This window comes from Amycolatopsis xylanica (assembly GCF_900107045.1).
In the GTDB taxonomy this organism is placed as follows: domain Bacteria; phylum Actinomycetota; class Actinomycetes; order Mycobacteriales; family Pseudonocardiaceae; genus Amycolatopsis; species Amycolatopsis xylanica.
Map to the genome: position 1 here is coordinate 163,695 of NZ_FNON01000001.1, position 23,088 is coordinate 186,782.

At 69.6% G+C, this 23,088-nt stretch carries 19 protein-coding genes; 12 read left to right on the forward strand and 7 right to left on the reverse strand.

Features of this window, described 5'->3' with window-relative positions; all coding sequences use genetic code 11:
* Nucleotides 1-77 precede the first annotated feature (77 nt).
* Nucleotides 78-1,214, forward strand: a complete 1,137-nt coding sequence (locus BLV57_RS00695; RefSeq protein ID WP_091285261.1) for an alpha/beta hydrolase family protein — start codon at nt 78-80, stop codon at nt 1,212-1,214.
* Here the strand turns inward: BLV57_RS00695 and BLV57_RS00700 are convergent.
* The gene (locus BLV57_RS00700) at nt 1,211-2,344 is read right to left on the reverse strand and encodes an epoxide hydrolase family protein (protein WP_091285263.1); all 1,134 of its coding nucleotides are present in this window, start codon (nt 2,342-2,344) and stop codon (nt 1,211-1,213) included. The two genes, BLV57_RS00695 and BLV57_RS00700, sit on opposite strands and share 4 nt — an antisense overlap.
* A gap of 59 nt (nt 2,345-2,403) precedes the next feature.
* Nucleotides 2,404-2,583, reverse strand: coding sequence for a hypothetical protein (locus tag BLV57_RS00705; RefSeq protein ID WP_091285267.1), 180 nt, complete (start codon nt 2,581-2,583; stop codon nt 2,404-2,406).
* Between the two features lie 525 nt (nt 2,584-3,108).
* Here BLV57_RS00705 and BLV57_RS00710 point away from each other — a divergent pair.
* Nucleotides 3,109-3,948: a hypothetical protein gene (locus tag BLV57_RS00710; RefSeq protein WP_091285270.1), complete on the forward strand. Its 840-nt coding sequence runs from the start codon at nt 3,109-3,111 to the stop codon at nt 3,946-3,948.
* A 66-nt stretch (nt 3,949-4,014) separates the two neighbouring features.
* Here BLV57_RS00710 and BLV57_RS00715 read toward each other — a convergent pair whose 3' ends face one another.
* Both BLV57_RS00715 and BLV57_RS00720 read right to left on the reverse strand, forming a co-directional pair.
* The gene (locus tag BLV57_RS00715; RefSeq protein ID WP_091285272.1) at nt 4,015-5,826 is read right to left on the reverse strand and encodes a M1 family metallopeptidase; all 1,812 of its coding nucleotides are present in this window, start codon (nt 5,824-5,826) and stop codon (nt 4,015-4,017) included.
* 105 nt (nt 5,827-5,931) lie between these two features.
* Nucleotides 5,932-6,522 (reverse strand): TetR/AcrR family transcriptional regulator, encoded by a 591-nt coding sequence (locus tag BLV57_RS00720; protein WP_245757080.1) that lies wholly within the window; start codon nt 6,520-6,522, stop codon nt 5,932-5,934.
* A gap of 75 nt (nt 6,523-6,597) precedes the next feature.
* Here BLV57_RS00720 and BLV57_RS00725 point away from each other — a divergent pair, with 75 nt between their 5' ends.
* Nucleotides 6,598-7,488, forward strand: a complete 891-nt coding sequence (locus BLV57_RS00725) for an oxygenase MpaB family protein (protein ID WP_091285277.1) — start codon at nt 6,598-6,600, stop codon at nt 7,486-7,488.
* Here the strand turns inward: BLV57_RS00725 and BLV57_RS00730 are convergent.
* Nucleotides 7,467-8,132, reverse strand: a complete 666-nt coding sequence (locus BLV57_RS00730; protein WP_091287788.1) for a LuxR C-terminal-related transcriptional regulator — start codon at nt 8,130-8,132, stop codon at nt 7,467-7,469. The genes BLV57_RS00725 and BLV57_RS00730 overlap by 22 nt on opposite strands.
* A gap of 206 nt (nt 8,133-8,338) precedes the next feature.
* Between BLV57_RS00730 and BLV57_RS00735 the strand changes: the two genes are divergently transcribed.
* Both BLV57_RS00735 and BLV57_RS00740 read left to right on the forward strand, forming a co-directional pair.
* A complete protein-coding gene (locus BLV57_RS00735) occupies nt 8,339-9,520 on the forward strand; it encodes a hypothetical protein (RefSeq protein ID WP_091285278.1) in 1,182 nt (393 codons plus the stop codon).
* A gap of 145 nt (nt 9,521-9,665) precedes the next feature.
* A complete protein-coding gene (locus BLV57_RS00740) occupies nt 9,666-10,496 on the forward strand; it encodes a cyclase family protein (protein ID WP_091285280.1) in 831 nt (276 codons plus the stop codon).
* Between the two features lie 51 nt (nt 10,497-10,547).
* Here the strand turns inward: BLV57_RS00740 and BLV57_RS00745 are convergent, their stop codons facing one another.
* Complete coding sequence (locus BLV57_RS00745; RefSeq protein ID WP_245757081.1) at nt 10,548-12,857, reverse strand: putative bifunctional diguanylate cyclase/phosphodiesterase; 2,310 nt, start codon at nt 12,855-12,857, stop codon at nt 10,548-10,550.
* A 121-nt stretch (nt 12,858-12,978) separates the two neighbouring features.
* Nucleotides 12,979-14,145 carry a monodechloroaminopyrrolnitrin synthase PrnB family protein gene (locus BLV57_RS00750; protein WP_091285283.1) on the reverse strand — a complete coding sequence of 389 codons (1,167 nt, stop codon included), beginning with the start codon at nt 14,143-14,145 and terminating at the stop codon, nt 12,979-12,981.
* Between the two features lie 77 nt (nt 14,146-14,222).
* On the opposite strand from BLV57_RS00750, the gene BLV57_RS00755 reads away from it, so the two are divergent.
* From BLV57_RS00755 to BLV57_RS00785, 7 genes are all read left to right on the forward strand, one after another.
* On the forward strand, nt 14,223-14,594 hold the full coding sequence (locus tag BLV57_RS00755) for a DUF4440 domain-containing protein (protein WP_091285286.1): 372 nt from the start codon (nt 14,223-14,225) through the stop codon (nt 14,592-14,594).
* A 30-nt stretch (nt 14,595-14,624) separates the two neighbouring features.
* A complete protein-coding gene (locus tag BLV57_RS00760) occupies nt 14,625-15,368 on the forward strand; it encodes an EI24 domain-containing protein (protein WP_091285287.1) in 744 nt (247 codons plus the stop codon).
* 649 nt (nt 15,369-16,017) lie between these two features.
* Nucleotides 16,018-16,515, forward strand: a complete 498-nt coding sequence (locus BLV57_RS00765; protein ID WP_091285290.1) for a hypothetical protein — start codon at nt 16,018-16,020, stop codon at nt 16,513-16,515.
* Nucleotides 16,515-17,888, forward strand: a complete 1,374-nt coding sequence (locus BLV57_RS00770; protein ID WP_245757082.1) for a hypothetical protein — start codon at nt 16,515-16,517, stop codon at nt 17,886-17,888. Before BLV57_RS00765 ends, BLV57_RS00770 begins: the two co-directional genes overlap by 1 nt.
* A complete protein-coding gene (locus tag BLV57_RS00775) occupies nt 17,885-19,222 on the forward strand; it encodes a VWA domain-containing protein (protein ID WP_091285295.1) in 1,338 nt (445 codons plus the stop codon). Before BLV57_RS00770 ends, BLV57_RS00775 begins: the two co-directional genes overlap by 4 nt.
* A 10-nt stretch (nt 19,223-19,232) precedes the next feature.
* Nucleotides 19,233-20,345, forward strand: a complete 1,113-nt coding sequence (locus BLV57_RS00780) for an ATP-binding protein (RefSeq protein WP_091285297.1) — start codon at nt 19,233-19,235, stop codon at nt 20,343-20,345.
* On the forward strand, nt 20,342-23,086 hold the full coding sequence (locus tag BLV57_RS00785; RefSeq protein WP_091285300.1) for a DUF5682 family protein: 2,745 nt from the start codon (nt 20,342-20,344) through the stop codon (nt 23,084-23,086). Before BLV57_RS00780 ends, BLV57_RS00785 begins: the two co-directional genes overlap by 4 nt.
* Nucleotides 23,087-23,088 lie beyond the last annotated feature (2 nt).

Consider the following 23,088-nt stretch of genomic DNA (forward strand, 5'->3'; position numbering starts at 1 on the left):
AGATGGCCCGGCCGACCGACGCGCCCGGTTCCCGCCCGCCCCTAGCGTCGAACACCTCATCGACCAGGGGAGACTCCATGCGAAAACCCATACTGGCCGCCGTGGCCGGATTGCTGGCCATCGTGACGTCCACCTCGGTGGCGGAAGCCGCGCAAACGCCGTACCTGCCCAAGCCGACCGGGCACTACCCCGTCGGCAACACCTCGCTGTATCTCAAGGACACCTCCCGTCCTGATCCCTGGGTTCCCGAAGCGCACGCGCGGGAACTCATGGTCACCTTGTGGTACCCGGCGCTGCCTCTCGACGGGCACCGGGCGCAGTACATGACGCCCCGTGAGTCGGAGCTGTTCCTGGCCGACGGGGGCATCACCACCGTGCCGCCCGACATACTGAGCAAGACCAGGACCAACGCCGTCAGCGATGCGAAACCGTGGGGAGGCAAGCACAGTCTCCCTCTGGTGGTGCTCTCGCCGGGCTACACGAAGCCCCGCGCGACGCTCTCCTCGCTCGCCGAGGACCTGGCCAGCCACGGCTACGTGGTGGCCGCGATCGGGCACACCTACGAGAACGCGGCGACCGAGTTCCCCGACGGCCGGGTCGTGACCTGCGCCTCCTGCGAAGTGCTCCACGATCTGGCGTTCTGGGCGAAGCTCGACGCGGGACGCGCCGCTGACACCTCCTTCGTGCTCGACGAACTGACCGGTCCGCACCCGCCGTGGCCCGGTGCCCGGCTGATCGACCCGGCCCGCATCGCGATGGCAGGCCATTCCGCGGGTGGCTCTGCCGCCGTCACCACCATGGTCACGGACGCCCGGGTACGCGCCGGCGTCGACATCGACGGCACCACCAACACCCCGATCCCCGACAGCGGCCTGTCCCGGCCGTTCCTGTTCCTGGGCAGGGCGTCGCAGTACACGCCGGGCCTGCCGAGCCCGGTCATCACCTGGGAACGCGACTGGCGGCACCTGACCGGCTGGAAGCGCTGGCTCGTCGTGGACGGCCCGGTGCACGCGTCGTTCACCGACGTCGGCCTGCTCGCCGAGCAGTTCGGCATCGACTTCGGCGCCACCCTGTCCGCCGCGCGCACCTCGGAGATCACCCGCGCCTACGTCGGGGCGTTCTTCGACCTGCACCTGCGCCATGACCGGGAACCGTTGCTGGACAAGCCATCCCAGCGCTACCCCGAGGTCGCGTTCTGCGATCCCGCTGCTTAGCGGACGAGCCGGAAAAAGGCACGCACCTCCTCGACGAACAACTCGGGCTGCTCGAACGCGGCGAAGTGCCCGCCGCGTCCGGGCTCGCCCCAGTGACGGATGTCGGTGTACCGCTTGGCCGCCCAGCGCCGCGAGGGCCGCGGCATCTCCTTCGGGAAGATCGAACAGCCGCTCGGCACGTCCACCGTGTCCTCGGTGGACCGCGAGAACCACTCACCGACCTCACGGAAACTCTCCCAGTACAACCGGGCCGACGAGGTCGCCGTGCCGGTCAGCCAGTACAGCGTGATGTCGTCGAGCAGCTCGTCCCAGGTGAGTACCCGGTCCAGCTCGCCGTCGGTCCACGACCGGAACTTCTCGACGATCCACGCGGCGAGACCGGCAGGCGAGTCGTTCAGCGCGTAGCCGACCGTCTGGGGCTTGGTCGTCATCTGCTCGGCGTAGCCCGACTCGTGCCGCTCCGCGTGCCGCAGATCGGCGAGCGCTTGCCGTTCGGCGTCGGTGAGATCGTCGAGCGTCGCCGGGTCGGGTGCGGCGATCGGCGGCATCACATGGATCCCCGCGAGATGGGCGCCGTCCTGCTGGCCCAGGCTCGTGGTGACGCTGGTGCCCCAATCGCTGCCCTGCGCGCCATAGCGCTCATAACCCAGGCGCGCCATCAATTCCGCCCACGCGCGGGCGATCCGCTGCACTGACCATCCCGGCTCGCCGGGACGATCGCTGAAGCCGTACCCGGGCAGCGACGGGCACACCACATGGAACGCGTCGGCGGGGTCGGGCGGGTCGCTCAGCGACGGGATCACCTTCTCGAATTCGAGCACCGAACCCGGCCAGCCATGCGTGAGCACGAGCGGCAGGGCGTTCGGATGCGGCGAGCGCACATGGATGAAGTGGACACCGAGCCCGTCTATGTCCGTGCGGAACTGCGGCAGCGCGTTGAGCCTTCGCTCGGTCGCCCGCCAGTCGTAGCCGGTGGCCCAGTACGCGCACAGCTCGCGCAAGTACGCCAAGGGAACGCCTTGCGACCAGTCACCGACGGGCTCGGCATCGGGCCAGCGGGTGCGGTGCAGACGGTCGCGGAGGTCGGTCAGCTGCTCGTCGGGAAACCCGATCCTGAATGAAGTGATCATGTCACCGAAGCTAGCATCGGGCACCGACAGTTTTAGCTCTGGTCCACTATGGACAGTGCTTAACGCCGACGTCGCCTGAAGGATTTGCGTGAGGTGGCGACGCCCGCCATGTGCAGCGCGATGCAGAGCAGCCCGGCGGTGATGAGGGTGGTGCCGGTGATCACCTGACCGAAAGCCAGATCGGCCAGCTGGAGCAGCAACGCGATCCCGAACAGCACCGCGGCGACGATGGCGAGCATACGGTCCTCGCTCTCGAAGAGGGGCCTGTCACTCTATCCCGGCGGTGATGCGTCCGCATGATGGATCTGTTCGCAGGCAAGGGATCTTGACCCGAGACGGGCACTTTCCGGGGCCCGGGTAATGAGGGCCTCCTTCACCCAACGCGGGCTGTATGAGGGGAGCCTTCATCACGTATGGCTGGATGAAGGGAGCCTTCATCCAGCCCAGAGTGGATGAGGGGAGCCTTCATACGGCGAGGGCCCGAACATGGCATGAAAGGAGGAATCTGGACGTTGAGCGGCCAGATTCCTCCACTCGCGAAGATCGTATGCACGCGAAACTTGACTTTTGGCCACTCAATGTCCCGAACTCGGCTTTCGCGTGTATGCACGTGCTCGACGACGTCAGCGCTCAGAGCCGCAGCGGCACTCACGACGCCGGGGGAGGGTTTGGGCTGGTGAGCGGTCGTGCACGCACCGCTACCACCCGGGCGTGCGGTGGCACCCACGCCGCGACCGGGCGCGGCGGCTTGAAAGACTGCGGGCATGATCCTCGGCTACGTCCTCGCGCTGCTGGCGGCGCTCGCGTCGGGTAGTGGCTCGGTGCTGGAGTCGATCGGCGTGCGGCGGGCGGGCGCGTACGGGGGCCGGGCGCTCGACCTGGTCAACCTGCGCAACCAGTCGATCTACTTCCTCGGCATCGGGGTGGACCTGGTGGGGTTCGCGTGCGCGGCGGCCGCGTTGCATCGGCTGCCGTTGTTCTTGGTGCAGTCCGTGCTCGCGTTCAGTGTCGGCGTCACGGCCGTGATCTCGGCGTTCCTGGGCGCCAGGCTGGCGCCGCAGGGCTGGATGGCGCTCGGGGTCGGCGCGGTCGGGCTGGTGCTGCTGGGGCTGTCCGCGCAGCCGGGGCCCGCGCGGGTGCTGCCGACGCAGTGGCGCTGGGCGCTGCCCGCCATGGCGATCGTGGTGTTCGCGATCGCGTACTACGTCCGGCGCCATGACCGGCCGTGGGCCGCCCAGGTGCTGGCGTTCGCCACCGGGCTCGGGTTCAGCGTCGTCGGGGTTTCGGCGCGGACGCTGCACGTGCCCGACGCGAAGTGGCTGCTGCTGGTCGAGCCGTCCGTGTGGGCGATGATCCTGAACGGGCTCGGCGCGGCCGTGGCGTTCGCGATGGCGTTGCAGAAGGGTGGCGCGACGGCAGCCAACGCGATCATGTTCACCACGAACACCGCGTTGTCGTCGCTGATCGGGCTGGTCTTCCTCGACGACCGGGTGCGTGACGGATTCGCTTCGTTCACCGTCGCCGGGCTGGTGCTGGCGATGTCCGGCGCGATCGCCACCGCGCATTACGCCACCCACGCCAAGGCGCTCGTCACGAAAGCTTGAGAAACAGGATAAAGCGGGCTTTATCCCGGGAAGAGCGCCCGGGATAAAGCCCGCTTTATCTCGCTGTCAGCCTTCGACCCGGTGGGACGCCCAGAAGGACGTCAGGTCGGTCGAGCCCGCCGCCGCCTGGGCCGCGGCCTTGAACTCGGCCGTGGTCGAGACGCCGTACCAGTGCGACTGCGCGTAGGTCTTGAGGAGGTTGGCCATCGCGGTGTCACCGATGAGCCGCCTCAAGTCGTGCAGGGTGCACTTGCCGTAGTTGTAGACGACCGTGGAATACCGGGAGGAATGCGCGTCCCAGTAGGCCATCGAGTTGGTCAGCTTCTCCGCGCTCGACTGCCAGGTGATGCCGCAGCCGCTGCCGGTCACGCCACGGTAGAGGTCGGTGGCGTAGTCGGTGAAGCTCTCGTCCAGCCACGGCGAGTTGTACTCGTCGTCGCCCACGATGCCGTAGAACCACTGGTGCGCGATCTCGTGCGGCAGCGCGACGTTCGACACGAGGTCCATCACGAAGCCGGGGTACTCCATCCCGCCGAACCAGAAGTTGTTGTCCAGCACCACATCCAGCTCGGAGTACGGGTAGTCCCCGAACCGTCCCGAGTGGACGTCGATCGAGTCCTTCGCGAGGTTGAGCATGGATGTCGCGTTGGCCGACGAGATACCACTGGCCGAGTAGACGTTGACCTTGAAGCCCTTGTTCGAGGTGCCCGAGATCTTGGCGAACGGCCCGGCGCCCCAGGCGAAGTCACGCACCTTGGCCGCGGTGGCGTGGGTGGTGGTCGTGCTGCCGCTGGTGGTCTCGGTCGACGTGCCGGTCGCCGGGGTCAGCAGGCTGGTGGGGTGCACGAGTGTGACGTCGAAATCGCTGATCAGCGAATAGAACGACTCGCCGTTGTTGGTGTAGGGATCGAGGTGCCAGCCGGCGCCGTCGCGGACCGCGAGCACGGGCAGTGCGTTGCCGATCATGTTGTACGCGCCGTCGTGGCCGAACCGGTCCGCACCGCTGGGCACGACGATGCCCAGGTCGAAGCCGATCGTGGCGGACTGGTTCTGCGCCAGCGGGGTGGGCAGGGTGATCTTCAGCGCGGTGCAGTCGACGCTCAGCGGGGACGCGGTGCCGCCGGTGACGTTGGTCACCGTGATCGGCGTGCTCGGGCAGCTGCCGTGGTAGTTGTCCCACAGCCGGAGGTAGACCTCGGGCAGCGGCGTCGCGGAACCGTTGGTGAAGCTCGCCGTCTGGTGCCCGGTCCAGGTGTCGCCGGAGGCGTTCGACGTCAGGTTCACCGTGTACGCGGGATTGATCGGGGTCCGCGTGGTGTCAGGGGGAGTTCCGGTGCCGGTGGTGAGCGAGAAGTCGTCGAGTACGAAGTTGGTCACCAGGCTGGAATCCTCGGAGCCGGTGACCTTCAGCGTCACGGTCTGCCCGAGATAGCGCGTCATGTCGACGGTGCGCAGCGCGTAGCCGGTGTTCTTGTCCAGATTGGAGTAACTGGCCAGAGTGTCCGATCCGGCCTGTACGACCAAAGTGTCGTATTTGGTGCTGGTGGTCGTTTCCTTGGTGTCGATATGCGCCCAATAAGTGAGCGTCGCCGAGGAACATCCGGTCGGCAAAGTGACCGACTGCGAAAGAGTGTCCGTATGCGTGGTGCCACGCGCGCCCAGCTTCGCTTCCATGGTGCCACCATGGGCGGGCTCGGCGGTCGTACCAGCGGTGATGACGCCGGTGGTCTGCGTCCACGGCGCCGTGCCGCTTTCGAAACCACCATTGCCGATGAGCTGGTCGCCGCAGGCCGCTGCTTGGGCCGATGGCGTGAAGGCCGCTACTCCCAGCAGGCTGGTGGCCAGTGCGAGCGCAGCGGAAAGTACCCTCGATCTCATGGGGTTGTCCTTCCTGGGCCCCGCGCCTCGGAGCCACGGACAGCGTCCCCTTTGCGAGGGGCCCCAACAACCCGCCATGAGTATTGTTCCGGCGGCCAACCGTCCTCAGTGGACTCGCGAGGCGGTCAGCGCGTTCAGCGCTTCGACGAACCGGTCTGGCCGGAAGTGCGCCGGATCGGTGAGGACGAGCCTGGCGGCCATTTCGGCGAGCGTGACCATCGTGTGCGCGGCGATTTCGGGATCGAGCCAGTGGAACGTCGCGCGCGCGAAGTCTTGCGCGCGTGCGAGTGTGAGCGCGCGGGCCGCCTCGCGCGCGGCGTGGAACTGCGCGGGCAGGTCCGGCATCGGCATGACGACGCAACGCCAGCGGTCGGGCGAGGCGGCGACCACGTCGAGAAAATCGCGCAGCAGTTGAGGTAACAGGTCCGGCGCGGTGAGATCGTCCGGCATTATTTCGAGCACTTGGCGTAAGGCTTGTTCCTGCTCTCGGCGCAGCAACGCGCTCAGCAAGGCGGCCCGATTGTCGAAAACGCCGTATACGACCGGTTTCGTGACGCCCGCGCGCTCGGCGACCGCCTCCATCGTCACCGCGCTGTGCCCGGCGGTGACCACCAGCGACAGCGCGGCGTCGAGCAGTTCGGTCCGGCGTTGCCCGGCGGGCACTCTCGCCGCGTAGACGCGCCTTTTGCTGGTCAATCCCGCCTCCCTATGGACAAAGCTACTCCAGCGTAGCATATTACTACTCAACCGTAGTAATTCAGAGGAGTCGCGATGACCCGCCAGGACTATGGCTTCTTCGGACCGGACTCGCCGACGTGGAAGGTGTGGACAGCGCCCACCGCGCTGATCGGCTTCCAGCGATCCGTGGTGCTCGAGCATTTCGACCCGTTCCTCACCGCGGCCGTCGCCGACCTGCGCGGCATCTACACCGATCCGGTCGGGCGGCTCGACCGCACGCTGGCGTACTTCCTGACGGTCGCGGTGGCCGACAGTCCCACGGTGCTCGCGCTGTCCGAGCACCTGATGAAGGTGCACGCCGAAGCGACCGGCATCGAGCCGGTCACCGGCAAGCGCTACAGCGCCAACAACCCGAAATCCCAGCTGTGGATCCACGTGACCGGCTGGCATTCGGTGCTCAAGTGCTACGAGCTGTACGGGCCCGGCCCGCTGTCCCCGGCGGAGGAGGCCCGCTACTGGGCGGACTGCGTCGTCGCCGCGGAACTCCAGACTTGCAAGCCGTCGGATGTGCCGGCTTCCCGTGACGCGGTGCGCGACTACTTCGCGGCCGTCCGCCCGACCCTGTGCGTGACCGAGCGCGCCCGCGAGGGAATGCACTATCTGCTGCGCACCCCGCGTGCGCAAGGCAAAGTGCGGCTGTGGGCGATGAGCAGGCTGATGGCCCCGCTCACGATCGCCAGCCTGCCGAAGTGGATGCGCGAGCTCGGCGGCTTCGACCAGTTCCGTGCCGTCGACGTGGCCGTCCGCCCGGCGGCGCGTCTCGCGATGCTCGCCGCCAGTCCGCCGCGAGCCAAGCTCGCCGTCGTCGCGGGCACGCTTCCGATGACCCACCGGGCTTTGCGGGACCACCTGCGCGGCGAAACCCCGGTGCGGCCCGAGATCGTGACGCCCTCGCAGGCCCGCTATCTCACCGAGGCGAGCTGACCTTTACCCAGGCCCGCTTCGCGCGCCACGATGACCGCCGCGGTCCGGTCTTTCACACCCAGCTTGGCGAAAATGGCCGAGATGTGATTGCTCACCGTCTTCGACGCGAGCCGCAGCCGCATCGCGATCTCCGAGTTGCGCAGCCCGCCGGCCATCAACGTGAGCACCTCGTGCTCCCTGGCCGTCAGCCCGGGCACGCTGGGCGGCCCGATCCGGCGGGACAGCAGTTCGCCGATCCGCGCGGCGATCGAAGGGGCGAGGATCGCCGCGCCGGCGCAGACACTGCGCACGGCCTGCACGAGGTCGTCCGGTTCGGTGCCCTTCAACAGATAGCCGCGGACACCGGCGCACAACGCGCCGAAGATCGCTTCGTCGTCGTCGATCGTGGTGAACACGAGCACCGCCGTGCCCGGCGAGCGCCGCCGCACCTCGTGCACCACGCCGATCCCGAGCCGCAGATCCAGCACCAGCACGTCGGGGCGGTGCAGGAGCGTTTCCCGCAGTGCCTGCTGCGCCGTGCCGGCCTCACCCGCGACGCCGACCTCGTCGATGGCCGAGAGCAGCACGCGCAGGCCACTGCGGACCACCGGCTGCTCGTCGGCCAGCACGACGGTCACGGTGTCGGTGGCGGCGCTCTGGATCATGTTCAGCACCTGACCACCATGCACCGGCGGAGGCGGTTCGCGGGAGTGCCCGCGCGGGCGCCCACCCGGAGGGGAACACAGGTCCGCCCCATCGGTCCGCCCGGGGTACGGGGTCACTCACACGACGGACATGCCGCGCCGTGGCCCGCGCGTGCGGGTAATAGTCGACCTTGATCGAACAGCCCCGCGTCGAGGGAGGTCCGGCCGTGCCCAGGTCGGCAAGGAAGCTCGCGGTCATCGGCCTGTCCTGTCTGCTGTGGACGGTCGCGCCGCCCGCGCACGCCGACGGGACCGCCATCCTGCGGCTGAGCACGGCGCAGCGCGAGGTGCACGGCACCGGCGTGGACACGGCCGTCGACCTGAGCCTGCGCAACGACGGGCCCGCGACCGCCGCCGACGTCCAGGTGACGGGGACGCTGACCGGCGAACTGGCCTCGCTGACCGCCGCGTCGGATCGGTGGACGTGCACCGCGGAACTCGCGCCGCAGGGCGGCAAGTTCTCCTGTCAGATCAAGGAGATCCCCGCCGACGTGACCGGAAACCTGACCGTGCGGCTGCGGCCCGGTTCGCCACGGCTGCCCAGGATCACGCTGGAGCTGGCGCTCACCGCCGCGAACCTCGACCCCGCCTCGGTGGTGCCCGGCCGCGTCCCGGTGCCGGTGCGCGGGACGCCCGGCGGGCTCGCCGGCACGCAAAGCTCGCTGGTCAGCACGGCGACCCCGCAGGTGGCCGGCTGGCGGTCGATGACGCTGCCGATCACGCTGACCGCCTTCCCCGCGGGCGGCGGCTACCGGTTCGCCAGGCACTTCGGCTTCCTCGCCCGTGACGACTGGGCCTACCTCGCGCTGCAGCCGTACCCGGACGGCACGATGCACGTGTTGTTCTCCATCTTCGGCCCCGGCGTGGAACCGGCCGCCCCGGAGACCTGCCGGACCGGCACCGATGGCGTCGACGGCGCGACCTGCGAACTCACCGGGCTGCCGGTCGAGCGAGGGCACCGGTACGAGCTGACCGTCGCGCGTGACGAGCCCGACGGCGGCAAGACCACGTGGCGTGGCACGTTCCGTGACGCGTCCGTCGAACCGGCACGGGATCCGATCGCGATCGGCGCCTGGAAGATCGACGCGGCTTCGGGCGATCTCAACAACACGCCCGGCTCGTTCATCGGGTATTACGTCGACGGCGTGCTCTGCGCGGACCTGCCGCCGATCGACGTCACTTTCGGTGCGCCGCAAGCGGAATCGGCGACCGCGCGGACCATCGCGTCGGATGTCGGCGGCGCCTGCGAGCGGGATGACCGGTTCTGGGCGGAGACCTTCCCCGACGGCGGCGCCCGTCTCAAACTCGGCCACGACCCCGCCGAGCCGGTCCCGGTGCCCGCTCGGTAGTACCCCTTCGCAGATGGGGCAGCGCGTTACTCCGAATCGCCGTGTCTCGCCGTGTGATGGCCCGCAAAGCCTTGGGCAAGAGGGCAGCCGGGTGATATCACCGTCCAAGCCCGCCGCGCGGCGGGCTGGTTCGAAAGGTGATCGCATGCCGATGAGGCGAAGAGTGCTGGCCGCCGGGGTGGCGGGGTTGTTCGGCGCGATGACGGCCGGGCGCACCGCCGAGGCCACGGAGACCGCGGCCTTGCCCGTCCGGCTCGACCAGCTGAACCTGGTCAACCTGTCGCACGTCAACGACCCGGCCACGACGAACGTGTTCCCCGGCGACCCGGCGTTCACGCTGGAGACCATCGCCACGATCCCGCGTGACGGCTACTACCTGCAGTTCGTCCGCGAGGGCGAGCACACGGGGACGCACTGGGGCGCGCCAGGCCACTTCAACACCGGCGAGCCGCTCGCCGACGAGATGGACCCCGCCGACCTGTTCCGGCCGGCCGTCAAGATCGACATCCGCGCGAAGGCGGCGCACAACGCCGACTACGCGGTGACGATCGACGACCTGAAGGCGTGGGAACGCAAGCACGGCCGCATCCCGGACGGCGCGATGGTCATCCTGTGGACCGGCTGGGACGCCAAGTGGGGCACGCCGGCGTTCCCCAACCTCGACGCCAACGGCGGCATCCACCAGCCCGGTTTCTCGATCCCGGCGGTCAAGTGGCTCATCGACACCGGCCGCATCGGCCTCCGTGGTGGCACGGGCACCGACACGTTCAGCCCGGACGTCGGCACCGACGAGACCTACACCGTGTCCAAGCTCGTCTACCAGCGGCACCGGATCAGCCTGGAGATCCTGGCGAACCTGCGCGCGCTGCCGGCCACTGGCGCCTGGGTGCTGGCGGGCGGGCCGATCCACCGGCGTGGTGCGGGCTCGACCGCGACCATCTTCGGCGTGCTGCCGCCGGGCGTCCAAGCCGAATGAGTCGTGCGCGTTGCGGGCGGTTAGAACCGCCCGCAACGCGCACGACCCCTTCTAACCAGGCAAAACGGCGCCGGAGAGCCCCAGGTCGCTCAGGGGCGCCGGGCGTCCGAAGCGGTACCCCTGTGCCATCGTGCAGCCCGCGCGGGTGATCAGCTCGGCCTGTTCGGCGGTCTCGATGCCCTCCGCGACCACGGCCAGCTCCAGGTCCGCGCACAACCCGACCAGCGAACGGCACAGGGCCGCGTCGCGGGCGGGCTGGATGCCCGTGGTGAGCGCCCGGTCCAGCTTGATCAGGTCGACGGGCAGTGAGTGCAGCCAGGTCAGCGAGCTGTAGCCGGCCCCGAAGTCGTCGAGCGCGACGCGGACGCCGAGCGCGCGCAGCCGCCAGATCGCCTCGGCGGCCGAGGTCAGGTCGAGGATCGGCACCGTCTCGGTGATCTCCACGACCAGCCGGTACGCCGGGAGACGGTAGCGATGCAAGGCGTCGCGGATGCTCTGCTCGAGCGAAGCCGTCCCGAGCCTGCTCGCGCCGACGTTGACGTGCACCGACAACCCGGGTTCGAGAGCGGTGATCTCGCGGCAGGCGAGGTCGAGGACGAGCGCGTCCAGCTCGGCGCCGAGACCGGCGGCCTCGGCGGCGCGGACGAAGGTGTCCGGCGCGACCTCGGTGCCGTCCGGGGCGGTCCAGCGCGCGAGCGCCTCGACGGCCACCGGCGCCTCGTCCGCGAGCAGCACGATCGGCTGGAACGCGAGGGTGAAGCCCGCCGGGGTGCCGCCGCGTGCCTGGCGCATCGCGGCAGGGAAGTCGGGGGGACCGTCGGAGGAGGGGCGGTAGACGACCGTGGTGTCCTTGCCGAGCCGCTTGCCCGCGTACATCGACGTGTCCGCCCGCCCGAGCAGCACGTCGGAGGTGATCAGCGGCTCGCCGGGATCCGGGACGACCAGTCCCATGCTCGCGCGGACCGCGACCAGCGTCCCGTGCACCGCGAACGGCCGCCGCAGCGCGCCGCGGATCCGCTCCGCGACGGCCTCCGGCGCGTCGACCTCGCCTTCGAGCAGGATCGCGAACTCGTCGCCGCCGAGCCGGGCGACCGTGTCGGTCGACCGGACGCAGCCGAGCAGGCGCTGGCCGACCTCGTGCAGCAGCAGGTCGCCGCCCGCGTGCCCGAACCGGTCGTTGACCTCCTTGAAGTCGTCGAGGTCGACGAAGATCAGCACCAGCGCGCCCTCGGCACGCGGCTGTTCGGCGACGGCACGGTCGAGCCGGTCGGCGAACAGCGCGCGGTTGGCGAGCCCGGTCAACGGGTCGTGGAACGCCTGGTGCGCGAGCTGGCGCTGGCCTTCGTAAACCCGGACCAGCAGCAGCCGGTTGTCAAGCAGCGAGAGCAGCTGCCGCGCCAGCACGAGGAAGACGATCAGCAGCCCGACGTACACCTCGACGTCGTCCGGCCCGTCGCCGAACACCAGCTGCCCGGTGATCAGCAGAGCGACCGCGGTCACCGGCAGGTAGGGCAGCGCGACCTGCCACCAGTCGACGCCTGCCTCGTCCTCTTCCTCATCGCGGCGGCGGCCGGGTGACGCCAGCACCGCGTACGCGATGAACAGCGGCCCGAGCACGAAACCGGCGTCCGACCAGGGCTTCATGCTCTGCGCGCCGATGCTGACGAGATAGGCGAACACCGCGTCGGAACAGGCGAGCGCGACGATCCCGGCGGCGAGCAGCAGCAGGTTCGCGCGGTAGGGCCGGTCCACCCGGTCGAACACGACCAGCAGCACCGCCATGACGACCAGCACCAGGTCCGAGAGCGGGTAGGAGATGGCCACCGCCCACGCCAGCGCGTCGGGGCCGGTGGAATGGACCAGCTGGCCGAGCGCCGCTGTCCAGATCAGCACGAACATCGAGCCGGTCACCACCAGCCCGTCGAGCACCACGGTCATCCCGAAATGCGCGGTCCACTGCGACAGCTGGCGGCGTTCGGAATGCGGCCGTTCCTTCGATCTCGCGAGCACGACCAGCGCCGCGATCGCGAACACCGGGAAGGTGAGGTAGCCGACGTCCGCCATCGACGGTGAGGGCAGGCCCCGGTCGTCGACCAGCTGATACCAGGACCAGATGAACTGGCCGACCGACCAGCCCGCCATGCCGAACACGATCAGCAGCCGCCACCAGCGCTGCGTGCCGCGGACCCGCCGCGCCGCGATCCAGCCGCAGACCACAGCGGACAGCCCGGTGCTCAGCTGCAGCGCGTCGTCGACCCACTGGGCGAAGGTGTCGCCCCAGAACGCGAACCCGTTCAGGACCACCAGGCACGCCAAGAGCACGATCAGTCCGATCGCCACCCGATACCGCCGGACAGTCATGGCACCTCACGTGGTCAAATTCGCCGGTCGGACTGAGGCACATTACCCCAGACGGAGTTCGGCAACGCGAACGAATCGGACCGGTTCACCGACTTCAGCGGCGGTGTAGGTAGAAGTACGGTCAGCGATCTCCGGCGCTGAGCAGGGCGCGGACCCGGTCGAGCGTGGACCGGGCGGTCACGACGCCCGGGCGATCGTGCGCCGCACGCAGGTCGCGCAGGCGCGCCAGCGCCTCGATCACGGCGTCCAGCGGCGATCCGCTGGTCGTCATGTCGGCTTGGTCTTCCGGCGGGGCGTAGCCCGCGGGTTCCCGCAGGAACGGCGCCACCAGCTTGTTGTGGTGGAAGACGGTCGCGGCGCCGTGCCCACGGCAGGCGTCGAGCAGCAGCTCGGCGTTCCCGTGCAGCGACGCAGGCGGCGGACCGGCTTCGAGTTCGCGCACGGCCATGTCCATTAAGGACTCGGTGGTCACCAGCGACCGCAGTAGCTCCTGGTCTTCTGGTGCGACGTAGGGGTATTTCTCGGTGATCACCCCTTGGTAGAAGGGGTCGTGGGGTGAGCAGAGGCCGAGCAGCACGTCGATCGCGTTGACCGCGGCGAAGTCGCCCGCGTTCACGCCGCGGAATTCCTGCGAGCCGACGCGATAGCTTTTGAAGTAGGGCCGGATGTTGTAGAAGAACCGGTCCTTGTCGAGTTCGTTCGCCAGTGCCTGGCTGAAGCGCAGGACGTCGCGCAACGCGGCCACCGCGTCGGTCAGGTGATAGGTGGCCAGCGGATTCGAGACACCCAGCGCGGGCACGCTGAGCAGCGCGTGCGTGGCGCGGCGGTACGCCATCACGGAAAGTCCGTTGTACAGCAGGAAAATACGTTCGCTGTCCAGGGTGGTGAAGGTGGCGAACGCCCCGCCGACGGCCCGGTTGCGGATGTTCTGGTGCGAAGCCGCGAACCGCGGCGCGACCCCGAGCGACGCCCCCAGCGCGAGCGCGAGCGGCGCGAACTGTGCCTGGTCGGGCTCGACCTCGTGGCGGCGGCAGGCGGCGAGGTAGAAACCGACCATCCCGAGCAGCTCGTAGCGCGCGTCCGCGTGCTCCGGCAGCTGCCGTTGTTCGGTGATCTTGCCGATCAGCGCGCCGCCGTCGCGTACGAGCGTGGTCGTCAGATCGTCCACCTCGGCCCGGCCGCGCAGGACGAGCGTCTTTTCGGCGAAGTAGATCTCTTCGAGCTTGGTGTTGAGTCCGGTGAACTCGCCGCGGATCCAGCGGTCCAGGTCGGTGATCGTCCGTGTCATGGGCCCAGTCTGGGCAGGGCTATGGTCTGCTGGCCAGTACCATTGACAGGCATCTTGATCGAACCAAAAGGTGGGGCATGGAAGATCGGATCGAGGCCGAGGTGGTCCGCCAGCACGACCTGCTCGCCGCCTGGCTCGGCTCACGGGCCGAGGACAGCGTGCTGGCCGACCTGCGCGCCGCCCACACGGCCGACTTCATGCTGGTCACCGTCTCCGGCGAGGTTCTGGACCGGGAAGCGCTGCTCACGGCGCTGGCCGGCGCGGCCAACGCCCAGCCCGGACTGCGCATCGAGATCGCCGAAGTCGTCATCGTCGCCCGGCTCGACGACGCCGTCCTGGTGCGCTTCCTCGAGACGCACGTGCTGGGGGAGCAGCGGACGGCACGCCGGGTCAGCGCGCTGCTGCGCCCAGGCGGCTGGGCCTATGTCCACGAGACTGCGGTTGGCTGAGTGTCGGACCGCTGAGATAGAAATAGCCGCATGCGCGACTTCGCCAAGGGCCTCCGGATGTTCGGGCAAGGCCTGGGCATCCTGCTCCGGTCACCCCGGCTGCTGCTGATCGGTGCGCTGCCCGCGGTGCTGACCACCCTGCTGCTGCTCGGCGGCCTGGTCGCGCTGGCCTACTCGATCGACGACCTGGCCGCATGGGCCACCCCGTTCGCGGACAGCTGGTCGGCAGGCTGGCAGGCGACGATCAGGGTCACGGTCGGCGTCGCGGTCTTCGCGGCGGCGCTCGCCATCGGCATGATCGGCTTCTCGGCGCTCACCCTCGCCGTCGGCGGCCCCTTCTACGAGCACATCGCGGAAAAGGTCGAGGACGACCTCGGTGGCGTGCCCGGCGCGGTGGACCTGCCCTGGTGGCGGCTGCTGGGCATGGGCCTGCGTGACGGCCTGCTCCTGGTGTTGCGTTCGCTGCTGTTCACCATCCCGCTGCTGCTCGCCGGGTTCATCCCGGTCGTGGGCCAGACCGTGGTCCCGGTCCTGCTGGCGCTGGTGACCGCCTGGTTCCTGGCGCTCGAGCTGATCGCCGTCCCGTTCTACCGGCGCGGGATGGACCTGAAGCAGCGCGCGGTCCTGCTGCGCAAGCGCCGCGCGCTCGCACTCGGCCTCGGCCTGCCCGCCTCACTGCTCTGCGCGATCCCGCTCGCGGCGATCATCGTGATGCCGGTGGCCTTCGTCGGCGGCGTCCTCGTCGCCCGCGAAACCCTCGCCGAATCCGCCTGAAACCGTTGGCGCACTGAGGGTCCACACAGGTGTCGTGTCGTCCGTCCAGGTACGCGTGTCGTCCGTCTGTGTACGTGTGTCGTCCGATCAGGTACGGGCCACGCGGCCGCGAACTCCCGCTGGTCAGCGGGGGCGTGAGCGAGGGGATCCCCTGCTGCACCCAACGGAGCAGGGGATCCCCTCGCTCACGCCTGAAAAGCGTGCACGAGTGGTAACTCTGCTCCGTTAGACGCAGCAGAGTTACCACTCGCGCCGACACAACTCTGATCCGAGCTTGGTCACGCAGCGAGGGGACCCCCGAGTGCTTGCTACGCACTCAAGGGCACCCTCGCTTCACCGCGCACCCACCTCGAACCCGGCCAAGGAACTCCACACCGACCAGCCCCGGACCTGCCCCTCAAGAGAACCGGCCGGAACACTCACGACCTGCGAGAGGTTCCCCCGCTGCATTGAACGCGGCTGGGGAGCCCCTCGTTCAGGTCCGAAAGGCCATGCGCGAGTGGTGACTCCGCTCCGTTGGATGCAGCGGAGTTACCACTTCGCGCGCGCCCGCCCGTGAGGTCCGCGGGTGTGCGGGCCAAAACTGTCGGTGCCTGCCGCTAGGTTCTGTGTTGTCCCCGCCGAGGTGTCGCCGCAAGGAGAAAGTACGTTGTCTGACTGGGAAAGTTCGAGCTTGGCCCGGGTGCTGCCGCCCGCGTCGCCGCGCAAGCTCGCCAAGGTCCCGTTCGTCGAGCTGGCCGACGGGCGGGTGCAGGGTGTGGTGTCCAGCGGGTCCGACATCGGGCGGGTGTACGTCTCGTCGGTGCTCGCGGGGACGTTCGAGTTCGCCTGCAGCACCAACAACAACCGGCCGTGTGGTGGCGCGCGCGGGTCGTTCTGCAACCATATTCTCGCGCTGATCACCGAGGCGGTGCTGCAGTACGGCGCCGAGCGGGTCGCGCGGTATCTGCGGGTGGAGCCGGATGAGCTGAGCGCCCCGGCGATCAGCGGCGCCATGGTGGACACGCGTCCGTCCCAAGGGGACAGAGGCGCCGCCGCGGCCGTGTTCAGCCGGTTCCTTCGGCATCTGGCCTATTTGGAACTGGCCCCGTCGACCGCGCCGGTGCCGGAGATGCAGTGGTTTCCTCCGACCAGGGCGGTGGTCTGATGCTGGCCGATCTGTTCACCGAACCCGTCGCGGGGCTCGACGAGGCGCTGGCCGTCGTCGACGCCGTCGACCGCGCGCTGGTGTCCGGGCTGCTCCGGCCGCAGCAGGCCCAGATCGCCTGCTTGACCCAGCTGGCCGACGCCATGGCCGGTTCGCCGCTGGCCGGGCGGGTCGCCGAAGCGGCCGAGAAGGCCGCGGCCGGGGTCGCGGGTGAGGAGCATCTTCTCGCGCTCGCCGCCGCGCGTGTCGCGCTGGCGGGCTCGGTGCACGACGCGCTGCTGGCTTGGGTCGCCGAGGCGATCGGGCGGCCGCTCGATGAGGAGACCGCCGTGGTCACCGCGTCCGGCGAGTCGCCGAATCTGCTCGCGGCCGCCCGATCGTGGCTGACCGATCTGGCGCGTGCCGGATGGCAGGGCATCGACCATGACCTCGTTTCCGGTGCGGCGCCGGTGATTTCGGCGTTGCTCCCGGAGCCGGGGCTGCGACGGCTGGCGGCTCTGCTCGACGGGTTCGCCGCCGAGCTCGCCGCGTCGTGTCCCGGTGCGCGGCTGGACCGTTTCCCGGCACGGCGCTGGGGTGATCTGTGGTCGCGGGCGATGGTGCTGACATTGTCCGGCACGGCCACCCCGGTGGGCACCGTGACGGGCCGTCTCCTGCCGCTGGGTGTTGACCTGCAAGAGCATTCGACCGCCGCGCAAGCGCAGGTGCACGCCGTGTTCGAGCCGTCAGACGGCTCCGCGTCGCGGCTGGTGCGGGCCAGTGTGTCCGCGCCGAAGCCGGACACGATCATCGGCGCCGGGATCTGGCAGCTGCTGCGTCCGCACCTGTCGCTGCTCGCGGCCGTCAGCGAGGGCCGGTCGATGGACATCGACGGCATGCCGATCACGCTCGAGGGCGACCTGCTCTGGAACGACGAGCATGCCCGCATGGGCGAGCCCGCCGACGCCTTCGCCACCGCGCGGGTCGCGCTGGCCACCGCGACCATGCCGGCGACGGCGCCGCTGGACCGGCATCCGGCGAGCATCGCCGTGCCGGTTTTCCTTGAGGGATATGACATCGAGGACGAGTCGGCGTTCCGCGTCGCCGGGCACCGGCTGCCGGTGGATGTCGACCGTATCCCGGCCGCCGGTCCGCTCACGCCGGAAGCGGTGGCGAAGTCCGGCGCGTGCATCGGCCTGCTGCGGTGGGACTCGGGCACGTTCCGCCTGCAGCCGCTGGCGGTCGAAACCGTGGTGCGCAAGAAGGTCGCCGCACTCCACGCCGGGGCGTGGGCGGGTGGCACGGCCGACAAGAACGGGGTCAAGGCGGAGAAGGCCGCCACCGACGCCGCTGCCGTCTTGCGCGAACGAGCCGGAAAGCTGCTGCGGACATGACCGAATCACACGACAACCGCCGCCAGGTGCTGTACTGGCGCCTGCTCTCCCGGCTGTTCGACAACGACGAGCAGGCCGCGCTCGAGTCGGCGAGCCTCGCCGTGGTCGAGGACATCGGCCTGCCCTCCGCGGTGCTCGACCCCTACGCCGGCGTCGACTCCATCGTGCAGCGGTATCCGGACCTGGCCGCCGAATTCGACGGACTGATGCTCCCGGAGCCCGGGGAAGAACGGGACAAGGCCGCCGAGGTGCGCCGCGCCGCGCTGGCCTCGAAGGTGCTGCTCAACGTCTTCGCCACCGGCTCCGGCTCGGTCACCGCCGCGCAGCTGTCACGCTGGCAGGCCGACGCGACCTGGCTCAAGCGGGCGCTCGGCTGCGAGGCGGGCGTCCCGAATCCCAGCACGCAGGGCACCGCCGCCGGGCATCCCACACCGGACCTCAGCACACTGCTCCCGAAGATCGGCGAGATCGAGGCCGACCTCGTCAACCGGATGCAGCTGCGGGAAGTGCTCGCCGATCCCGCGCTCGCGGCGAAGCTCACCCCGAGCATGTCGCTGATCGAGCAATTGCTGCGCGACAAGGACAACCTGTCCGGAGTGGCGCTGGCCAACGCGAAGTCCCTGATCCGCCGCTATGTCGACGAGGTCGCCGAGGTGCTGCGCACCCAGGTCGAGAAGGCGACGGTCGGCGCGCCTGACCACTCGGTCCCGCCCAAGCGGGTGTTCCGCAACCTCGACCTCGACCGCACCATCTGGCAGAACCTGACCAACTGGAGCCCGGAAGAGGAGCGGCTGTACGTCGACCGCCTCTACTACCGGCACACCGCGCGCAAGACCACGCCACAGCGGCTGATCGCGGTGATCGACCAGTCCGGCTCGATGGTCGATTCGATGGTCAACTGCGCCATCCTGGCCTCCATCTTCGCCGGACTGCCCAAAGTGGACGTTCACCTGATCGCCTACGACACGCAGGCGCTCGACCTCACGCCGTGGGTGCACGATCCGTTCGAGACGTTGCTGCGCACCAATCTCGGCGGCGGCAACGACGGCATGGTCGCCATGGGGCTGACCCAGCCGAAGATCGCCGAGCCGCGTGACACCGTGGTCGTGTGGATCTCGGACTTCTACGAGACCAGGGTGGAGCAGCTGTTCGAGAGCATGGCCGCGATCCACCGGTCGGGCGCGAAGTTCATCCCGGTCGGCTCGGTCACCAGCGCCGGGCGCGGCAGCGTCAACCCGTGGTTCCGCGAGCGGTTCAAAGACCTCGGCACCCCGGTGATCTCCGGCCACATCACCAAGCTCGTCCACGAACTCAAGACCTTCCTGACTTCCTGAAAGGCACGACATGTCCGACCTGTTGCGCGCACCAGCCGAGCTCAAGTACGCCGAAGAGCTGGACTGGCTCGAGTCCGTCGACGACGGCCCCAAGCCGTTCGCCTGGCGCCTGTCCCCGAAGATGCTGCGGCTGTTCATCCTCGGCTCCGAGCGGGCCGACTGGCTCGACCGCGAGATCGCGCAGAAGTGGTTCGGCGAGCGCAGCATCGTCGAGCGGGCCATCGTCACGCTCGCCTCCGACCGCGGCCTGCTGCTGATCGGCGACCCCGGCACCGGCAAGAGCTGGCTCGCCGAGCTGCTCGCCGCCGCGATCTCACGGAACTCCACGCTGGTCGTGCAGGGCACGGCGGGCACCACCGAGGACCACATCAAGTACTCGTGGAACGTGTCGATGGTCATCGCCAAGGGCCAGTCCCGCGAGTCGATGATCCCGTCGCCGATCATGACCGCGATGGAGGCCGGTTCGATCGGGCGCTTCGAGGAGCTCACCCGCTCCACCAGCGACGTGCAGGACGCGCTGATCTCGATCCTGTCCGAGAAGTACATCTCGGTGCCGGAGCTGGACAGCGACAGCATCGTCTTCGCCAAGCCGGGCTTCTCGATCATCGCCACCGCCAACAGCCGCGACCGGGGCGTCAACGACCTGTCGTCCGCGCTCAAGCGGCGCTTCAACTTCGTCCGCATCCCGGTGGTGACCAACAAGAAGAGCGAGACCGAGATCGTCCGCTTCCGCACCGAGGAACTGCTGCGCCGTCACCAGATCGAGCTGGACGTGCCGCCGACGCTGCTCGACGTGCTGCTGCGCAGCTTCGGCGACCTGCGTGCCGCCGCGGTCTCGGCGGGCAGCGACGACGAGAAGCTGGAGTCCGCGCTCTCCACCGCGGAGCAGATCGGCGTGCTCGAAGACGCGATCCTGCACAGCAACTTCTTCGGCGAGCGCGCGCTGACCGCCCGCACGCTCGCCTCCTCGCTCGTCGGTTCGCTGGCCCGGCGCGAACCGGAGGATCTGGCCATCTTCAACAAGTACCTGCATGGCGTGGTCGAACCACGCAGCAAGGACGAGGGCGGGGACTGGCCGGAGTTCCTGGAGGGTGGTCGCGACGCGATCGCCACCTTGTCATGAGCGGCGCTTTCGAGGCGTTGCGTGGCGAGCTGCGGGAAGCGGCCGCTGCCTTCGCGGACGGGCCGCGAGCGCTGGAGGGCATCCTGCTCGGCCTCGTCGACGACGTCGACCGGGCCGTGCGGGAGCCGCTGGAGATCTTCCCGGTCTGCCATCATTCGCCCGCCTCGGCCATCGCGATGGCTCGGCGGTTGCGGGAGAAACAGCCGAAGGTGGTCTACCTGGAGCTGTGCGAGGACATGGCGCCGCTGCTGACCGAACTGCGCAACTGCAGGCTGCCGGTGGCGGTGCAGGCCTTCGCGACCGAGGTCGACGGGTTCCCCGCCGAGTGGGCGCCGTTGTCGGTGGTCGCGCCGATCACCGAGGCCTCGGCGGAGTACCAGGCGATCGCCTACGCGCTGGACACCCCGGGCGTCGAGCTGGTGCTCGTCGACCGGTCCGCCGACCACGTCTTCCAGTGGGACCGTCCGGAGCCGCCGGACGCCCCACCCGAGGACGAGGAGGCCGCGCTGCACGGCGACGCGGTCGGGGTCGAGATCGGCGACCTGCGCCCGCGCTTCGCCGAACTGGAGGAGCATCTGCTCCGCCACGGCAAGGTGCGGCACTGGTCGGAGTGGTGGCATCAGTACGTCGAACTCCCGCTCGGCGACAGCGACCACGACACCTACCGCCAGGTCATGTTCCTGATCGGCAGCCTGTTCCGTCGTCTCGCGCCCGGCGACACGGGCCGGGTGCGCGTCGACGAGGACCGCGAACGCTATATGTGGACCAGGATGCGCGAGCACTTGGCCGCCTCGGGCGCCGATCCCGCCGACTGCCTGTACATCTGCGGCGCGTTCCACGCGGCCAGCCGGGTCGCGGAGTTCGGCGTCGGCGGCTCGGCCGGGTTCGCGATCAGCCCGCGTTCGGCGAGCACGTGGCAGTACGGGCTGATCCCGTCGAGCCACGCGGCGATCGAGGCGCAGTTCGGCCTGGCGGCGGGCTCGGTGTCGATCGCGGCGACCGAGTGGGCGAAGAACCTCAAGCGCACCAAGGTGAAACCGTTTCAGCTGGCCGGCCAGACCGGCGCGAAGAAGCGCAAGCCGCCTGCGGCGTCGCCCGATCCCGTCGCCGAGCTGGTCGCCTCCGATCACCTGTCCGGGTTCCTGCGGCGGCCGCCCACTTTGGACACCTTGGACGAGGCCGAGCTGCTGGGCTGGTCGGTCGAGGTCGTGCGGGCCGCCCGCCGCAACGGCTACCTGGCCTCGACCGCCGACGCGATCGCGGTGTTCGAGACCTCGATCCTGCTGGCGGGCCTGCGCGACCGGGCGAAGCCGACGCCGTACGACTTCCAGGACGCGGCGGTCACCTGCATCGAGAAGGACTCCGTGCCGGGCAGGCGCGATGTCCGCCGCATCGTCGAGATCATGATGGGCGGCGACCGGATCGGCCAGGTCGGCTACGACGCGCTGCCGCCGCTGGCCCGCGACGTGCACGACAGGCTCGCTCCGCTGAACTTGAAGCTCCAGCAGCGAGGCGTGCAGCGGGCGTTGCTCGACATCGCCTCCCGGCCGGAGCTCGAACGCTGCTCCGACGTGCTGTGGATGCTGCGGTACCTGATGCCGCACGGCGCGGCGCGGCCGATCATGGGGGAGCGGCGGCTCGGCGAGCGGCCGATCCAGGAGTCGTGGGACCTGGCGCTGGGCACCCACCAGCGCTCGCTCATCGAGCTGGGCTACGAGGGTGTCAGCATCGAACAGGTGCTGGAGCAACGTCTTCGCCGGGCGGCGTACCACCCGCAAGCCACCGCCGCGAAGGCGCTCGCGGCTGTCGAAGACGCGACGCTCTACCTGCGCGGCGCCCGGCTGGCGGACGAGCTGGGCACCCGCGCGCTCGAGGTGCTCTCGACCGAACGCACCGTCGACGGCGCACCGGAAGTGCTGCACCGGGTGCGCAGGCTGCTCGCGCACTACCGGACCAGCGAGCCGGTGCTGCCCGCTTGGATCGAGTCCTTCGTCAAGGCCGGGTACGCGCATTACTGCACCCTGCTGCCCACCGCGTTCACCGACGAGGACGCGACCGTGGACCAGGTCGCGGCCATGCTGGGCTTCCTCTTCAGCATGGAGACGCTGGCGCTCTCGCTCGGCTGCGACCGCGCCCAGCTGGAGCTGGCCATCGCCGGGTCGCATCCGGCCGAGCCGTCGAAGGTGGCGCTGCTGTGGGCGGCACAGGTCCAGCTCGGCGTGCTTTCCCGCGCGGAACTGCGCGCGCGGTGCGCCGAACTGCTGGCGAACCCGTTGGTACTGCCCGCTTATCCGCGGTACCTGAGCGGGTTCGTGCACGCACTGGAACCGGCGCCCGGCTTGGCCGACTTCGTCGTCGAAGCGGTGTCGAACGCCTTCGCCGAGCTCCCGGACCCGGTGCTGCTGCCGTGGCTGCCCACGCTGATCACCACGCTCCGCGAGCGCGGCGCCGAACTCGTGCCGCTGCTCATCCGCGAGGCCGGACGGTTGTTCCCCGGCCGCCTCGCGGCGCTGGACGAGTGGGTGCCGCCGTGGCACGCCGAACCGGCGGCGGCCCCGGAGCCTCGGCGTGCCGGGACGAGCGGCGTCGCGTTGGTGGCCGCGCATCCGGCGACCACCAACGCGCTGGCGAACCTGCTGGGCTGCGAGGGCGGCTGGGAAACGGTCAAGCCCGGTGCCGCGCTGCTCGGCCGTTTCCCGGACACCGCGTCCGCGTTGGAGGTGATACTGACAGGGGCGTGAGC

Excerpts from the sequence above, each read along its gene's own strand:
- BLV57_RS00695 (WP_091285261.1), top strand. The coding sequence starts at position 78 with ATGCGAAAACCCATACTGGCCGCCGTGGCCGGATTGCTGGCCATCGTG.
- BLV57_RS00700 (WP_091285263.1), bottom strand. The coding sequence starts at position 2,344 with ATGATCACTTCATTCAGGATCGGGTTTCCCGACGAGCAGCTGACCGAC.
- BLV57_RS00705 (WP_091285267.1), bottom strand. The coding sequence starts at position 2,583 with ATGCTCGCCATCGTCGCCGCGGTGCTGTTCGGGATCGCGTTGCTGCTC.
- BLV57_RS00710 (WP_091285270.1), top strand. The coding sequence starts at position 3,109 with ATGATCCTCGGCTACGTCCTCGCGCTGCTGGCGGCGCTCGCGTCGGGT.
- BLV57_RS00715 (WP_091285272.1), bottom strand. The coding sequence starts at position 5,826 with ATGAGATCGAGGGTACTTTCCGCTGCGCTCGCACTGGCCACCAGCCTG.
- BLV57_RS00725 (WP_091285277.1), top strand. The coding sequence starts at position 6,598 with ATGACCCGCCAGGACTATGGCTTCTTCGGACCGGACTCGCCGACGTGG.
- BLV57_RS00730 (WP_091287788.1), bottom strand. The coding sequence starts at position 8,132 with ATGATCCAGAGCGCCGCCACCGACACCGTGACCGTCGTGCTGGCCGAC.
- BLV57_RS00740 (WP_091285280.1), top strand. The coding sequence starts at position 9,666 with ATGCCGATGAGGCGAAGAGTGCTGGCCGCCGGGGTGGCGGGGTTGTTC.
- BLV57_RS00745 (WP_245757081.1), bottom strand. The coding sequence starts at position 12,857 with ATGACTGTCCGGCGGTATCGGGTGGCGATCGGACTGATCGTGCTCTTG.
- BLV57_RS00750 (WP_091285283.1), bottom strand. The coding sequence starts at position 14,145 with ATGACACGGACGATCACCGACCTGGACCGCTGGATCCGCGGCGAGTTC.
- BLV57_RS00755 (WP_091285286.1), top strand. The coding sequence starts at position 14,223 with ATGGAAGATCGGATCGAGGCCGAGGTGGTCCGCCAGCACGACCTGCTC.
- BLV57_RS00760 (WP_091285287.1), top strand. The coding sequence starts at position 14,625 with ATGCGCGACTTCGCCAAGGGCCTCCGGATGTTCGGGCAAGGCCTGGGC.
- BLV57_RS00770 (WP_245757082.1), top strand. The coding sequence starts at position 16,515 with ATGCTGGCCGATCTGTTCACCGAACCCGTCGCGGGGCTCGACGAGGCG.
- BLV57_RS00775 (WP_091285295.1), top strand. The coding sequence starts at position 17,885 with ATGACCGAATCACACGACAACCGCCGCCAGGTGCTGTACTGGCGCCTG.
- BLV57_RS00780 (WP_091285297.1), top strand. The coding sequence starts at position 19,233 with ATGTCCGACCTGTTGCGCGCACCAGCCGAGCTCAAGTACGCCGAAGAG.
- BLV57_RS00785 (WP_091285300.1), top strand. The coding sequence starts at position 20,342 with ATGAGCGGCGCTTTCGAGGCGTTGCGTGGCGAGCTGCGGGAAGCGGCC.